Here is a 13,620-nt window from a genome sequence, read left to right as displayed (position 1 = left end):
GCGTGGTTCCAGCCGCCAGAACGCGCTCCAGTCACCGGGTGCGGTGACGGGGCATGGGACGAGTTCGTCGGCGGCGAAATCGTCGACGACCACCGACTCCTTCCCCGCCAACCGGTGGAAGGCCGGGACGACGAGCATCCGCGGTTCGTCATAGAGCACCGTGATGTTCAGGCCGTCCGTCGGAAACGGGAAAGGCATGCGCGCGATGACCGCGTCGACGCGATGTTCCAGGAGTGCGTCGCGCGGGTCGGTCCAGGCTAGGTGACGGGTGCTGATGTCTGCGTCGGGGTGACGGCGGCGCAGGTTGTGCACCGCAGGGGTGATGATCAGGTCTTCGACGAACCCGATGACAATCGCGTGCGGCGCCGTGGCGGAGCGCGCAGCGAGTGTGGCTCGTCGGGCGTCGTGGAGCAGTGCGCGCGCCTGCGGGAGGAAGGCTCGACCTGACTCGGTGAGGCTGCTGCCCTGCGGCGTGCGGTTGAACAGGCGTACGCCGAGATGGCTTTCCAGGCGCTGGATTTGACGGCTCAGTGCCGGCTGTGCCACGTGCAGCGCGGCGGCGGCCCGACCGTAGTTCAGGTGCTCCGCAACCACCGTGAAATACCGAACCAACCGCAGATCGAGGTCTGCGCTGAGGTCGATATCGACGGGGAATTCGACGACTTCCGACATTCCTCGAGCCTACGCGTCATGCCGATCCGGCATGACGGGGTGCGAAACCGGTCTTGGACGCCGAGGGTGATCCGCCCTTGACTCGACGGTGCAAACGTTGCGAGCGGAAGGAGTCCGAGATGGGCGAGTACGACGGCAAGAAGATAGTGATCACTGGCGGAAGTAGCGGCTTGGGTCTCGCCGCGGCGCAATTGTTCGTCGACGAGGGTGCGCGCGTCGTGATCACCGGACGGACCCAATCCACCCTCGACGCCGCAGGCGAACGACTCGGGGCCAGCGCGGTGGTGGTCCGAAGCGACATGGCGTCACTGCCGGACATCGATGCGCTGGCCGAACGGGCTGGAGCCGAATTCGGGTCACTCGACGCGATTTTCGTCAATGCCGGGGTGACCAACTTCGTGCCCTTCGAGCAGATGAGCGAGCAGGTCTATGACGAGCTGCTCACCGTGAACGCCAAAGGTCCCTACTTCACGGTGCAGAAGCTGGCCCCGTTACTGAGCTCCGGGAGCGGCGTCGTGCTCACCACATCGGTGGCCAATGTACTGGGCATTCCGATGATCAGCGCGTACGCAGCGAGCAAGGCGGCCCTGCGCTCGATGACCCGCAGCCTCGCGCGCGAGTTGCTCCCCCGCGGAATACGGGTCAACGCGGTGAGCCCTGGGCCGATCGACACCGGCATCCTCGACAGGTCGATGCCGCAAGAGGCTGCCGAACAGACCAAGGCGCAGATGACCTCGGAGAACCCCATGTTGCGCTTCGGCGAGCCGAGCGAGGTTGCCAAAGCCGTCGCGTTCCTGGCGTTCGACGCCACGTACACGACGGGCGCGGAATTCCCCGTCGATGGTGGCGGCTCACAGCTCTGAGCACCGGCGGTTGCGGCGCTTGGTCTCGTGCGCCGAACTCAGCTGACCGTCGGAGGCGGCCTGGAGCGGAAGACAGGTTCTAGGCCCGGGATACCTCATTCGGCGTTCGGGTCGCGGTGGGCCAGCTGTTGTAGCGGCCCCCGTATCCAGGTGTCGACTTGGGTTTGCCCGGTGAGGCGCACGACGCGGGGACCGCCGGCTCGGTGGGCGACGTCGAGGGCTTCGCGTTGACGTTTCCGGTGGGTACGCCACGACCACCGCACGATGTGATCGCGATTGGTGAAGATCGTTCGCAGCGGCGGCTCGTGATTTCCATTCCATAGTTCGATTCGGCGAACGCGCCGTCGCAGCGTGCGGCGTACGACGCGGTGAGTGACCGTCCAGCGGCTGTGGTCTAGCCAGACCAGGGTGTCGGCGCGGTCGAGGAGCAAAGACCGCACCTGCGAGTATTGCCATTCGATGACCCAGCTGGGTCGCGAGGTGAAGTGGTCGACGTCGGCGGCGAAGGTGGGGCTGGGTGTCCAGTTGGGTCCGTGGTGAAGTGAGTCGATCTCCACGGTGGGCAGGTGCAGAATGGTGCTGATCGTCTCCCGCAGGGTGCTCTTGCCCGCACCCGAGGACCCGGTGACGAGGATGCGTCGAGTCGTGGGTGGAAGACGGTCCAGAGGGCCGAAAAGCGCGGTCATCGCCTTCAGAGGGCCCGGGCGGCGCGGGCTTGGTCGCCGGCTAGCAGAGCGCGCTGGTGCATGTCGTGCCAGCCGTCGGGATGCCGCGCCGCTTCCCGCCGGACGCGTTCCGCGCGAAACCCGGCCTTGGTCGCCCGCCGGCACGATGCCACGTTGGCCACCGAATGCGCTAGCTCCATCCGATGGAAACTCGACTCGTCAAATGCCCAGTGACACAATGCAAGTACGAACAGCATCCGATACCTCACCGTCTCGTTACCAGAAACGAGGTCGATCACATCCATTCTCGATGTGAAGGCCTCCAAACTACTAGGTAGGTCGCCGGCCACCGTGCCGGTCGCCCCTGGTGCGACGATGGCAGGGTGAATCGACGTGAGTTGGCCGCCGACATCGATGCTGCTTGCCGCTTGTCAGGGAGGTTCACCCTGCGATCAGGGCTGACGTCGGACGAGTACTTCGACAAATACCTGTTCGAATCTGATCCGAAGCTACTCAGGCGGGTAGCCGAGGCGATGGTCTCGTTGATTCCGCGCGGAACGGACCTTCTCGGCGGTCTAGAACTGGGCGGGGTTCCCTTGGCGACGGTGGTCAGCCAGCTGAACGGTCTGCCTACGCTTTTCGTTCGGAAACGGGCGAAGGAGTATGGCACCGAACGAATGGCGGAGGGAGTCATCGATATCGCCGGACGGAGGGTCACGTTGATCGAAGACGTGATAACCACTGGTGGTGCGGTTCGACAGGCCGCGTTGTCCCTCCGGGCCCAGGGCGCCGAAGTCGCTTCGGTCGTGTGCGCCATCGATCGGAGCGACGGACTGCCGTCTGCCCTCGATGACGTAGCGATCTCCGTTCATCCGGTACTTAGGCGCTCAGATCTGGATGCGGTCCACCAAGAGGGCTGAGACCTTGATCGCGTACGGACTTGCTGCCGGTGCCGGCATCTCAATCGACTGATTTCCGCGATCTTGAAAGCGCTCACGGTGAGCTGGCTCGACAGTTCCTAGCGCGGCCAGCAGCTCGGGTTGCGTTGCGACGTCAATGGGAGGCCTCGCCGGAGCGGTCGACCGCAGCCAGGTTCAGTGCTCGGACGATGCTGTGGCGACTGAGGTCGACCTTGAACGCATTCTGGGGGAGAGGTTGGGCGCCGGTCATCGCGGTGTCGGCAGCTGCGTGAAAGGCCTGCGCGTCGGGACGGCGTCCGATGAGACTGGATTCGGCGTCGTACAGACGCCATGGTGCGGCGGCAACCCCGCCGAGTGCGATGGCGGCGGCCGTGATCACCCCGTCTTCGATCTGCAAACCGACGGCGACGGATACAAGTGCGAATGCGTAGCTATGGCGGTCGCGGACCTTCAGATACCAGGAGTGGTCGGCGAAGACCGATGGCGGTAGTTCGATGCCGAGGATCAGGTCGTGGGGTTCGAGCGTGTTGTCGACATCGGGGGTGTTGCCGGGATGCGCGAAGAACCGCGCGATCGGGATGCTACGTCGGCCCCCCGAGTTCTGCACGTGCACAACACCGTCGAGTATCGCGAGGGCGACGGCCATGTCTGACGGGTGAATGGCTACGCAGTGCTCGCTGGCGCCGAAGATGGCGTGCTCGCGGTGAAATCCGGTGCGTGCCGCGCACCCGCTGCCCGGTGTGCGCTTGTTGCACTCGGAGAATGCGGTTTGCATGAAGTAAGGGCATCGGGTGCGCTGAAGGAGATTTCCGCCAGTAGTAGCCATATTGCGCAGCTGCGTGGTGGCACCGCTGAGGATTGCCTGCGACACCACCGGGTAGTGGGTGCGGATCAGCGGGTGATTCGCCAGGGCACTGTTGGTGACACCGGCTTCGATGAACACGCCTGCGGCGTCGGTGGCGGCGATGGAGGTAAGTCCGACTCGTCTGAGGTCTATCAACGAGGTGGGTTGTTCTACACCGCCTTTCATCAAGTCGATGAGGTTGGTTCCGCCGGCGAGATACTTCGCGCCGGGCATGGTGGCGGCTTGGATGGCGTCGTCAATGGTCTCGGCGTGTCGGAAGTCGAAGGTCTTCAAGACGGTTGACCTTCCGCGGCCACCGCGATGGCATCAACGATGTTGGCATAGGCGCCGCAGCGACAGATGTTCCCGGCCATGCGTTCTCGAATCTCAGTATGGGTTAGTCGTGAGCAGCCCGTGAGCACGTCGTCACGGTTGCCGTCGAAGGTAGCCATGCTCAGGTCGCCGCGCTGGAATTCGGCGAGTAAGGCGTGGGCCGAGGAGATCTGTCCGGGGGTGCAGTAGCCACACTGGAATCCGTCGCAGTCGACGAATGCCTGTTGCAGGGGGTGCAGGTCGCCGTCCTGGCTGATTCCTTCGATGGTGAGGACGTCGGAGCCGTCGATGGAGGCGGCCAGGGTGAGGCAACTGACCACTCGCTCGCCGTCCACCGATACGGTGCAGGCTCCGCACAGGCCGTGATCGCACCCCTTCTTGGTTCCGGTCAGGTGCACCCGCTCACGAAGCACGTCGAGAAGTGTCGAACGGATGTCGGCGGTGACGTGGTGGGCCTCGTCGTTGATGCGTAGGTGTAGTTCACGCTCGGGAGCCGCGTCGATCTGGTGGTCGACCGAGTCGCCCTTCACGGCACTCCTTTCCATGGCTGGTAGGGAATCATCAGGTCTTCCAGCGTGATCGGAAGGTCACGCAGTCGTTTGCCCGTGGCGTGATGGATGGCGTTCGCGATTGCTGCGGGGACACCACACGTACCGATTTCACCAATGCCGCGCACACCGATCGGATCGAGTCCGTAGTCGGGGTGTTCGAGGAAGCAAATGTCGAAGTCGGGGCGATCGGCGTGGGTGGGCAGGTAGTACTCGCCGATCGGCAGTGCGGTGGGATCGTCGTAGGGGATGTGTTCGAGCAGTGCCATGCCCAGCCCGAACGTGATGCCGCCCATGACCTGGTTACGGGCCAGCTTCGGGTTGAGCACGCGCCCACAGTCCATCACCGCGACCCAACGGGTGACACTGGCCCGTCCGATGTGTTCGTCGACCTCCACCTCACAGAAGTGTGCGCCAAAGGATTGGAAGGCCTTCGCGCTCTGGTCGCCGGCGTCACTGCTGGCCGAGAAGCTCAACTCGTCGCGGTAGGCCGCTGCGGTCCCAGCATCCACGGTGCTGAGGTCCACGGCGGCTGGGTCGGCGCCGAAGAGCGGAGAGTCCCGGTCGTCGATCAGGGCGGCAAGGAAGCGTCGCTTCCATTCGGCGGCAGCGGCGAACACCGCGGAGCCGACTGTAGCCGTGGTCTGTGATGCACCGCTGTAAGGGGCCACCGGGAAGTGTGAGTCGCCGGACAGGAAGCTCACCCGATCAAGGGGCAGCCCGGTGGCATCGGCCGCTAGCTGTGTCATGACGGTGCGCACACCATTGCCGACTTCGTGTGTGGCCGAACAAAATTGCACGTGACCGTGAGCATCGGTGACCACTTGGCATCCCGCGGGCATGCGTCGACCGGGGTACGTCGCCGTTGACATGCCCCAGCCCACCTGAATGCCGTGGCGTTGCATGGACCGCGGCGCGGCGTGGCGGTCGTTCCAGCCGAACCGGCGGGCACCCTCCTGGTAGCACTGCAGAAGATGCTTGCCCGACCACGGCTTGCCGCTGGCCTGGTCGAGGTCGGTGTGATTGCGGATCCGTAGTTGCAGCGGGTCGAGGTCGACGCGCTGGGCGAGCTCGTCAATGGCGACCTCGAGGGCGAACAGACCCGGCGCTTCACCGGGGCCGCGCATGAAACATGGTGTCGGCGCATTGATCCGTGCCGCGCGGTGGGACACCTCAAGATGCGGCGACGTGTAGAGGAAGCGCGTAGAAAGACCGGCAGGCTCACAGAAGTGGGCCACTGTTGAAGTCTCCGTCAGGGTGTGGTGTTCGGTGCTCAGTATTTGGCCGTCGCCCGCGGCGATCAGGGTCACGTCTTGCTCGGTGCGGGGACGGTGGCCAGTGGAGGTGAACATTTGATCTCGGGTGAGGACGACCTTGACCGGACGGCCGACGGCTCGGGCCGCGACCGCGCACATGACAACGTGCATCCAGAGGAAGCTCTTGGATCCGAAGGCGCCCCCCACCAACGGCGACAGAATGCGGATCTGGTCCTCAGAGATATCGAGATAGGCTGCCAGCGCTGCCCGTTCGCCGGCGATCCACCGCGTGCTGTCATGGACAGTCAACTGGTCGCCGTTCCAGTGCGCGATCGTTGCCGACAACTCGATCGGGTAATGCGCATTCATGGGCGTGGTGTAGCGCGACTCGACGCGGTGGGTCGCGTCGTCCAGACGAGGGGGTTGACCGCGGTGATCCTGGAGCTTCTCCTCGTCGAGTTTGACGAAGTGGTCCGGCAGGTAGCTGCCGTGACGGATCAGGCCGTCCTTGTCCTCTGGCACCGCCGGGTGGTCCAGGACGGACCGGGCTGTCAGTTGCGCAGGCAGCCGGTCGTAGTCCACCGCGAACAACGCTGCTGCGGCGGTCGCGTTCTCCAGGGTGTCGGCGACGACCATGGCCAGGTGCTGGCCGACGTGCTGGACGGTTAGATCTGATAGCGGGGGACGCCGCTCCAACGGCAGATCAAAGGTCATTTCTCGCGGCAACTGCTTCAGCGCAGGACAATTCAGCGGTGTGAGCACGTATAGGACGCCGGGCGCCTGGCCTACTAGGTCGGCGCTGCGGCGCAGCGACACCTCGGTGACGCTGCCGTGGGGGATCTCCGTTTGGACCAGGGCGGCATAGGCAAGTCCGGGCACCACGACGTCGGCGGTGTAGCGTGCCAGCCCGGTCACCTTCTCCCGGCCGTCGACACGGTTGACCGGCTGTCCCACGCTGTTGGATGCCGTCGCCATAGGCTGTGCCCCTTCATCTCCGTGACCGTTCATAGGGTGACCGTTGGGCGCGCCGGATGTCATCAGTCAGGTGACTGATGGGTACCGATTCGGGTTGGCCCACACTGAACGACGTGTTGATGTCTGAAGGGGGTGACGGCGGGTCGGACGCTCCGCATCGGGTCGCCTTGGACGCTGCCGCCCAAGCCTTTGTGGTGGCGGCGCGTACCCGCCCGCTGGTCACCGCAGAATCGGTCGACGCCCAGCGTTCGGCATTTGTCGAGATGCAACGCCAGAACCCCAGCACACCGGTCCCGTTGCTCGCGGAGCGCTGGGTGACGGTGAAAACCGCCGACCATGGTTGCGTGCGCGTCCGCATCGTCGCACCGACGCAGCCTGCAGGCCCCTTGGCGGCGGTGCTTTATCTGCACGGCGGCGGGTGGGTCACCGGAGACGCACAGACGCATGACCGCATCGTGCGTGAACTGGCCTTGCGTACCGGTGCGGCGGTGATCTTTCCGGAGTACACCCGGGCACCTGAGGCGCGCTACCCCGTGGCCGCGGAGCAGGCCTACGAGACGGCGCTATGGATCGTCTCCCACGGGGCTGGGCACGGGTTGGACCCCACCCGCGTGGCCGTCGCTGGCGATTCCGAGGGTGCCAACCTCGCCTTGGCGGCCGTGTTGATGGATCTGCAGCGCAACGTGATTCAGTTTCGCCAGCTGGTGCTGTTCACTCCGGTCACCGACGCCGACTTCTCCACCGAGTCCTATCGCATGTTCGCGCAGGGCTACGGTCTGCGGCGCGACGCGATGCAGTGGTACTGGGACCAGTACGCCCCAACCCCAGCCGACCGTGAGCAGGCCACCGTATCTCCGCTGCGCGCCGACACGGCTGACTTGGCCCGGTTTCCGCCGTCATTGATCATCACCGCCGAGGCCGATGTCGTGCGTGATGAGGGGGAGGCTCTCGCGCAGCGGCTGCGCGCAGTGGGGGCAGCCTCTGCGGCGGTGCGCTACGAGGGAACCATCCACGACTTCGTGGTGCTCGCCGACTTGCAGCACTCGGGCGCGGCCAAAGCGGCTACCGCCCAGGCCGCGTCCAGTCTGCTAGACGCCCTCGATGATCCCGGTGACCGGCGTCTGCCACCGTTCAAGCCGTGAACTCGCGCAGCTCGTGTCGGCGGGTCACGCCAAGCTTCGGATACACGTGATAGAGGTGTGAGGCCACCGTGCGCGGCGAGATCTTCAGCCGCTCGGCGATCTCCCGATTGGTCCGGCCGGAGGCCGCCATCTCCACGACCTGACGTTCCTGGGCGGTCAACGCCTGCAACGCATCTCGTGGTGGCGCGTTAGACGAGACGACTCCCGCCGCACGCAACTCGTTACGGGCGACCTCGGCCAGCGGTTCGGCGCCGAGACGGTCGAACACCTCCAACGCGGCGCTGAGCAACATCCTGGCCTCCGTGGGCCGACGTGCGCGGCGCAGCCATTCCCCGTAATGCAACCGTGCCCGCGCCCGGTCCAACGGCCACTGCTCCCCGGCTGGGTCGAACACAGCCAGCTTGTAATGGTGTTCGGCGCGATGTCCGACGGTGATGAGTGCGAGTGCCTGATGTTGCAGCAAGCGGATCCGGGTCGGCGGCGTGACCATCACCCGGCGACCGATCTTGGCGATGAGCGGCTCCGCCTCCTCGGCTCGTCCGCAGCGCGCCGCCGCCCACGCCAAGTCGGCTACGGCGCGGTAGGACACTACGAAGTGAGCCGGGTCGGCGTTACTGAGGAAGGTAGCCCGGAATCGGCGGTAGGCCTCGTCGAAGTCGCCGCCGGCGATGGCCATCCATCCCGACGCCCGCATCAGAGCGACCTCGGTGGCCTTGGTCGGTGGGGCCGCCCCCGGTGGCGTCGCGTAGGCGCAAGACATCGCCGTCGCAGCGGCCGCCACGTCACCACGGAAGGCGTTCAATTGTGCTGTGCAGGCTGCGATCTCGCGATCCACCAACACGAACTCGTGTACCGCACTGACTGAGCTGACCGCGGTGAGCAGTCGGTCCAACTCGGCCCACCGGCCGGTGTCGAGCAACGCCCACGACAAGGGCGCTAGGGCGAAGGCGAACCCACGAAGTCGGGCGAGCTTGGCCACGTCGTCGAGGGCGCTGCCGAGTTCACTTGCTGCGACTGCGGTGTGCTCGGTCGAATAGGCCATCGCCCCGGCGATGAGCTGTCGGGCCGTATTGGCCACGGCGTCGGGCTCGGGACGCAGCCATACGCGGTCGAATGAGTCAGGTCGCGCGCCCGACGATGCTGCAGTCTCGGCGTACATGGTGACGTAAGCCCGTTGCAGCGGGGCGACGACGATGGGAAAGGGTAGCGAAAATGAGCTCGCCACAGCCGGATTGGGGGTGTGCTCCAGCCACCGCGCCAGATGTCGGCGGTGATCGAGGTCTCCGGTGTAGAAAGAGACGCCAGCCGCGGCGTAGACCAGTGCCAGCTGCAGGTGGGCATCGCGAGGCCGACACCCGTCGAGCGCAGTGCGAATCGTCTCGAAGGCCTCGTCGGGACGTCCGTACTGCAGTTGGATCGATGCGCGCGTCAGTGATGCGAACCCAACGACATCTGGCTCGCCTGACTCGGTGAGCGGAACTTCGGTCAGTGCCAACGCCCACCCGGGATCTCCGCCGAAATTCGCCGCGCTGGCGGCTTGGGCGTAACGCCGGGCAGCATCGCGGCGCTGCGGACTCATTTCGGCGGCACGCTGCAGGCCACGGGCGAGTTCCAATTCCATGCCCCCGTGCGCCGACGCGATCGCCGACTCCTCCAAGGCCGCGGCGATCGTCTCGTCGGGTTCGGGTGCGGCTGCGGCGAGATGCCAGGCACGCAGGTTGGCCTTGATCCCAGGGATGTCAGCGAGCGCGAGGTGGGCGCAACGTTGCATGCCCAGGTCGCCGTCGGCGTAAGCGACCGACCGCAGTATCGCGTTGGCAAAGACCACGTGGCGGGCGTCGGTGAATTCGACGACCCCAGCGGCGCGCGCGGGTTGCCAAGCGGTGAAATCGTCTCCATGACCGGCGGCCTGGGTGATCGCATCGATGGTTTCGTCGCCGGTCGCTGCCGCAGCGACCAGCAGCAGCTTGCGGGTATCGGCAGGCAAAGCGGCGATTTGATCAACGAACACCGGGTGGTGGGCGTCCCCCCACTCGGTCATCGTCACACCGTGGAAGGTCCGGGCCTGGGTACGGGCATACGCACGTGCGTATTCGAGCAATGCCAGCGGATTGCCGCGAGCCCAGCGGATGAGCTCGCCCCGCATGCTGCGGTCGGGTTGGTTGAGTTGTGTGTCGAGCAGCTCGGCGGATGCCGCCGCTGAAAGCGGCCCTACGTCGAACGTGGTGATCGATCGGGCGACACCGCCGAGGGTGTCGCGCCGCCGCGCGGTGAGCAAAGCTCTGGCCTGTGTCCCTGTTAGCTGACCGGCGATCAAGAGCAGGATGTCGCGGGTCTCGGAATCGACCTGATCGATGTCATCGACGACCAGCAGTATCGGGCAGCGGGCCGCGTTGAACAGCGCAGCCACCGCGTCGGCGAGCAGGTGCGGTGACGACGACGCGCTCGCTCTGCCGTCGAAGACGTCGTGTAACGCGTCCCGGAGCGGTCGGGGAAGTTCGGCGCTGTGCTCGCGTAATGGCCACAGCAGCGTCGAGATCCGGACCTGCAACGGTGAGCAGGACGTGCCAGCCGTACTCAAGACCTTCGCGCCGTGGTCGGTGTGGGCAACGACGTGGTGCAGCAGGGTCGTCTTTCCCATCCCCGCCTCGCCCACGACGAGGACTGCCGGCGGTGCGGAAGCACCTCGGGCAACCGCTGCCAGCGCCGAGATCACCTCGCTGCGGCCGATGGGGGGCACCGCGTCTTCGATGCTCATCGGGAGAGCACCTCGACGAGGAATTGCGCTCCCTGTGCGAGGGCCGCGCGGGTCGGTGGGCTGTCGGCGAGCTGCGTGAGAACCACGAAGTCGTGCACCGCGCCCAGGTACCGGACTGCAGTCACCTCGACACCCGCGCGGCGCAGTTTGACGGCAAAGTCCGCGCCTTCGTCTCGCACGACATCGGCTTCGGCGGTGACGACCATGGTTGGAGGCAGCCCGGCCAAATCGTCGTGGGTGGCGTAAAGCGGTGAAACCGTGGGGGATTGGACGTCCTCGTCGCAGTACTGATCCCAGTGCCACGCCTGTTCAGCGCTGCTGATCACATATCCCGACGCGAAGGTCCGATGCGATTGCGACCGACACAGCGCGTCGGTGGGTGGGTAGTACACGAGTAGTCCGCGAAGCCGCGGCCCACCACGAGACTTCGTCACCATCGTCACCGCGATCGCCAGCGTCGCCCCGGAGCAGTCGCCGGCGATCGCGAACCGCTGGGCATCCAGGCCTAGGCTTCCTGCGTTGGCGTGCACCCACTGCAGGGTGGCGTAGCACTCTTCGAGGGCAACCGGATAACGGGCTTCGGGGGTGCGGGTGTACTCCGGAACCACTACCGCCACCTGGCAACGCAGCGCGAACTCGCCGATGATCGCTGCATGGGTGTCCGCGTCACCGAACATCCATCGGCCGCCGTGAAGATAGAGCACTGCCGGCAGCGGTACCTGCATGCCGATCGGTCGAACGATCCAGAATCCCACCAGCCCAGACGGGCCCACCTCAGCGGTGTGAAATTGCGCCTCGGTTCCGGGCCAATCGATACTGGCTCGCTGAGCCTCGCGCAGCGCCAACCGCCCGTCGTGAGGACCCATGTCGCGCAGCGTTGGTGGTGTGCGCATCGCCTCGATCAGATCGGCGGCCGCTGGATCGAGAACCACGCCGCCGGGTAGTCGATCAGAACTCACTCGGTCGCCTCGCTGCCCGGACGCGGCGGCGGGGCACCGCGTCATCCTTTCCACACTGGACGTGTCGACACCCGATCGTAAGTGCCCATCGACGAAACAGCTCGGTTGTGATCATGGCAACGCGTGAGCGCCCCGTCATCAGTCACTCGACTGATGACGGGTGGTTCGCCCACACCGACACTCATACCCAGTGCATCGCGGCACCGGTGGGCAGGTCAATGGCGGGTAGCAGTACCTGCGGGACTACCGCTGCCGGCGCCGTCGATCACCGCCAGCGTCCACGACACACCGTGGTGTCGTCGACCAGGGGCGAACTCGCCACACCAGGAGGGCCGTATGACCACATCCGCTGCTCGCGGCAGTCACGCAATCTCACTGCTCAACGGCGAAATCGTTGAGGAGAACGACCTCGGGTCGATGCGTCGCGTGACGGTCGACAACCTGCCCATCTTGAAGAACCTGTCGATCAAACGGGTGGTGCTCAACCCCGGTGCCATGCGGACCCCACATTGGCACGCCAACGCCAATGAACTGACCTACTGCGTGTCGGGGACCGCGCTGGTGTCGGTGCTCGACAACCACAGCAGGTTCGCAAACTTCATCGTCACCGCCGGCCAGATGTTCCACATCGACTCCGGCTCGCTGCACCACATCGAGAACCTTGGCGCTGACGTCGCCGAATTCATCATTGCCTTCCGCAACGAACGGCCGGAAGACTTCGGTTTCGGGGCAACATTCGGGGCGTTCAGCGACGCAGTGTTGGGCAACACCTATGATCTGCCCACCTCGGACGTAGCCAAGATCCGCCGAGACACCACCGATCACAAACTCGCCCGGCGGGTGGGCGATCCCGACATCCCCGCGTCGGCCCACTTCGACGACCCCCACAAATTCGACATCGAGGCCCAAGCGCCGGGACTGAACTACGCCACCGGCAACGCTCGCTTCGCTCGAGACCAATTCTGGCCAGCGCTGACGAACATGTCGATGTACTCGTTGCGCGTCACCGAAGACGGTATGCGCGAACCGCATTGGCACCCGATCACCGGCGAGATGGGTTACGTCCGCTCCGGTGATGCCCGCATGACGGTGATGAATCCTACTGGCACGCTGGATACTTGGACGCTGACCGCTGGCGACATGTACTTCATCCCGACCGCCTACCCCCACCACATCGAGAACATCGGTGCCGAAGACTGGCACTTCCTCATCTTCTTCGACCAACCCTTCCCCGCCGACATCGGCTATCGGGCGTCGGCGAGCGCCTACACCCGCCAGGTGCTGGCAGCAGCGTTCGACACCCACATCGACGACCTGCCGCAGTTCCCGTTCACCCCTGCCGACCCACTGGTGGTCGGTCGCATCAACCCCGTCGACGCCACCGCCGCCGGCCCCACTGACCCACCACCACCGACCAAGACGTAGGGAGAACCGCCATGGCCACCATCACCACCACCGATGGCACCGAGATCTTCTATAAGGATTGGGGGTCGGGGCAGCCGATCGTGTTCAGCCACGGCTGGCCACTGTCCTCCGATGACTGGGCCAATCGGTCGGAGTTCTACCGGGCGCTGCCCTCGGGCCCGTTCTACAACTACGACAAACCAGGCGTCGAGCCGTCGCAGGCGATCATCGACAACTGGTGGCGGCAAGGCATGATGGGCGACGCACTGTCGCACTACGAC

At 65.4% G+C, this 13,620-nt stretch carries 13 protein-coding genes; 5 read left to right on the top strand and 8 right to left on the bottom strand.

Annotated elements, in window-relative coordinates:
* Window positions 1–672: LysR family transcriptional regulator (locus ABW137_RS17725; RefSeq protein ID WP_526402299.1), on the bottom strand; the 672-nt coding region annotated here is incomplete at its 3' end.
* A gap of 119 nt (window positions 673–791) precedes the next feature.
* Between ABW137_RS17725 and ABW137_RS17720 the strand changes: the two genes are divergently transcribed.
* On the top strand, window positions 792–1,535 hold the full coding sequence (locus ABW137_RS17720) for an SDR family NAD(P)-dependent oxidoreductase (RefSeq protein ID WP_526402297.1): 744 nt from the start codon (window positions 792–794) through the stop codon (window positions 1,533–1,535).
* 95 nt (window positions 1,536–1,630) lie between these two features.
* Here ABW137_RS17720 and ABW137_RS17715 read toward each other — a convergent pair whose 3' ends face one another.
* Together ABW137_RS17715 and ABW137_RS17710 are read right to left on the bottom strand one after the other, a co-directional pair.
* A complete protein-coding gene (locus ABW137_RS17715; RefSeq protein WP_526402295.1) occupies window positions 1,631–2,221 on the bottom strand; it encodes an AAA family ATPase in 591 nt (196 codons plus the stop codon).
* Between the two features lie 5 nt (window positions 2,222–2,226).
* On the bottom strand, window positions 2,227–2,400 hold the full coding sequence (locus ABW137_RS17710) for a hypothetical protein (RefSeq protein ID WP_526402293.1): 174 nt from the start codon (window positions 2,398–2,400) through the stop codon (window positions 2,227–2,229).
* Between the two features lie 198 nt (window positions 2,401–2,598).
* Between ABW137_RS17710 and pyrE the strand changes: the two genes are divergently transcribed.
* A complete protein-coding gene (gene pyrE / locus ABW137_RS17705) occupies window positions 2,599–3,120 on the top strand; it encodes an orotate phosphoribosyltransferase (RefSeq protein ID WP_526402291.1) in 522 nt (173 codons plus the stop codon).
* A 133-nt stretch (window positions 3,121–3,253) separates the two neighbouring features.
* Here pyrE and ABW137_RS17700 read toward each other — a convergent pair whose 3' ends face one another.
* The 3 genes from ABW137_RS17700 to ABW137_RS17690 are packed head-to-tail and all read right to left on the bottom strand — an operon-like array spanning window position 3,254 to window position 7,076.
* On the bottom strand, window positions 3,254–4,258 hold the full coding sequence (locus tag ABW137_RS17700; protein ID WP_526402289.1) for an FAD binding domain-containing protein: 1,005 nt from the start codon (window positions 4,256–4,258) through the stop codon (window positions 3,254–3,256).
* Window positions 4,255–4,827 carry a (2Fe-2S)-binding protein gene (locus ABW137_RS17695; RefSeq protein ID WP_526402287.1) on the bottom strand — a complete coding sequence of 191 codons (573 nt, stop codon included), beginning with the start codon at window positions 4,825–4,827 and terminating at the stop codon, window positions 4,255–4,257. Before ABW137_RS17695 ends, ABW137_RS17700 begins: the two co-directional genes overlap by 4 nt.
* The gene (locus tag ABW137_RS17690) at window positions 4,824–7,076 is read right to left on the bottom strand and encodes a xanthine dehydrogenase family protein molybdopterin-binding subunit (RefSeq protein WP_526402285.1); all 2,253 of its coding nucleotides are present in this window, start codon (window positions 7,074–7,076) and stop codon (window positions 4,824–4,826) included. The genes ABW137_RS17695 and ABW137_RS17690 overlap by 4 nt, the downstream gene beginning before the upstream one ends.
* A gap of 119 nt (window positions 7,077–7,195) precedes the next feature.
* Here ABW137_RS17690 and ABW137_RS17685 point away from each other — a divergent pair, with 119 nt between their 5' ends.
* Complete coding sequence (locus ABW137_RS17685; protein ID WP_526402283.1) at window positions 7,196–8,218, top strand: alpha/beta hydrolase; 1,023 nt, start codon at window positions 7,196–7,198, stop codon at window positions 8,216–8,218.
* On the opposite strand, the gene ABW137_RS17680 is transcribed toward ABW137_RS17685, so the two are convergent.
* Window positions 8,208–10,976, bottom strand: a complete 2,769-nt coding sequence (locus ABW137_RS17680; protein ID WP_526402281.1) for a helix-turn-helix transcriptional regulator — start codon at window positions 10,974–10,976, stop codon at window positions 8,208–8,210. The two genes, ABW137_RS17685 and ABW137_RS17680, sit on opposite strands and share 11 nt — an antisense overlap.
* Window positions 10,973–11,935, bottom strand: a complete 963-nt coding sequence (locus ABW137_RS17675; RefSeq protein WP_526402279.1) for an alpha/beta hydrolase — start codon at window positions 11,933–11,935, stop codon at window positions 10,973–10,975. The genes ABW137_RS17680 and ABW137_RS17675 overlap by 4 nt, the downstream gene beginning before the upstream one ends.
* 336 nt (window positions 11,936–12,271) lie before the next feature.
* Between ABW137_RS17675 and ABW137_RS17670 the strand changes: the two genes are divergently transcribed.
* Both ABW137_RS17670 and ABW137_RS17665 read left to right on the top strand, forming a co-directional pair.
* Entirely contained in the window at window positions 12,272–13,360 is a 1,089-nt protein-coding gene (locus ABW137_RS17670) for a cupin domain-containing protein (RefSeq protein ID WP_526402277.1), read from the top strand.
* An 11-nt stretch (window positions 13,361–13,371) separates the two neighbouring features.
* A partial coding sequence (locus ABW137_RS17665) for an alpha/beta fold hydrolase (protein WP_526402275.1) occupies window positions 13,372–13,620 on the top strand: 249 nt, incomplete at its 3' end.

This window comes from Mycobacterium sp., assembly GCF_040509115.1.
Classification (GTDB): Bacteria; Actinomycetota; Actinomycetes; order Mycobacteriales; family Mycobacteriaceae; genus Mycobacterium.
The sequence above is the reverse complement of the archived record's forward strand: the minus strand, read 5'-3'. Positions and strand labels throughout refer to the sequence as shown.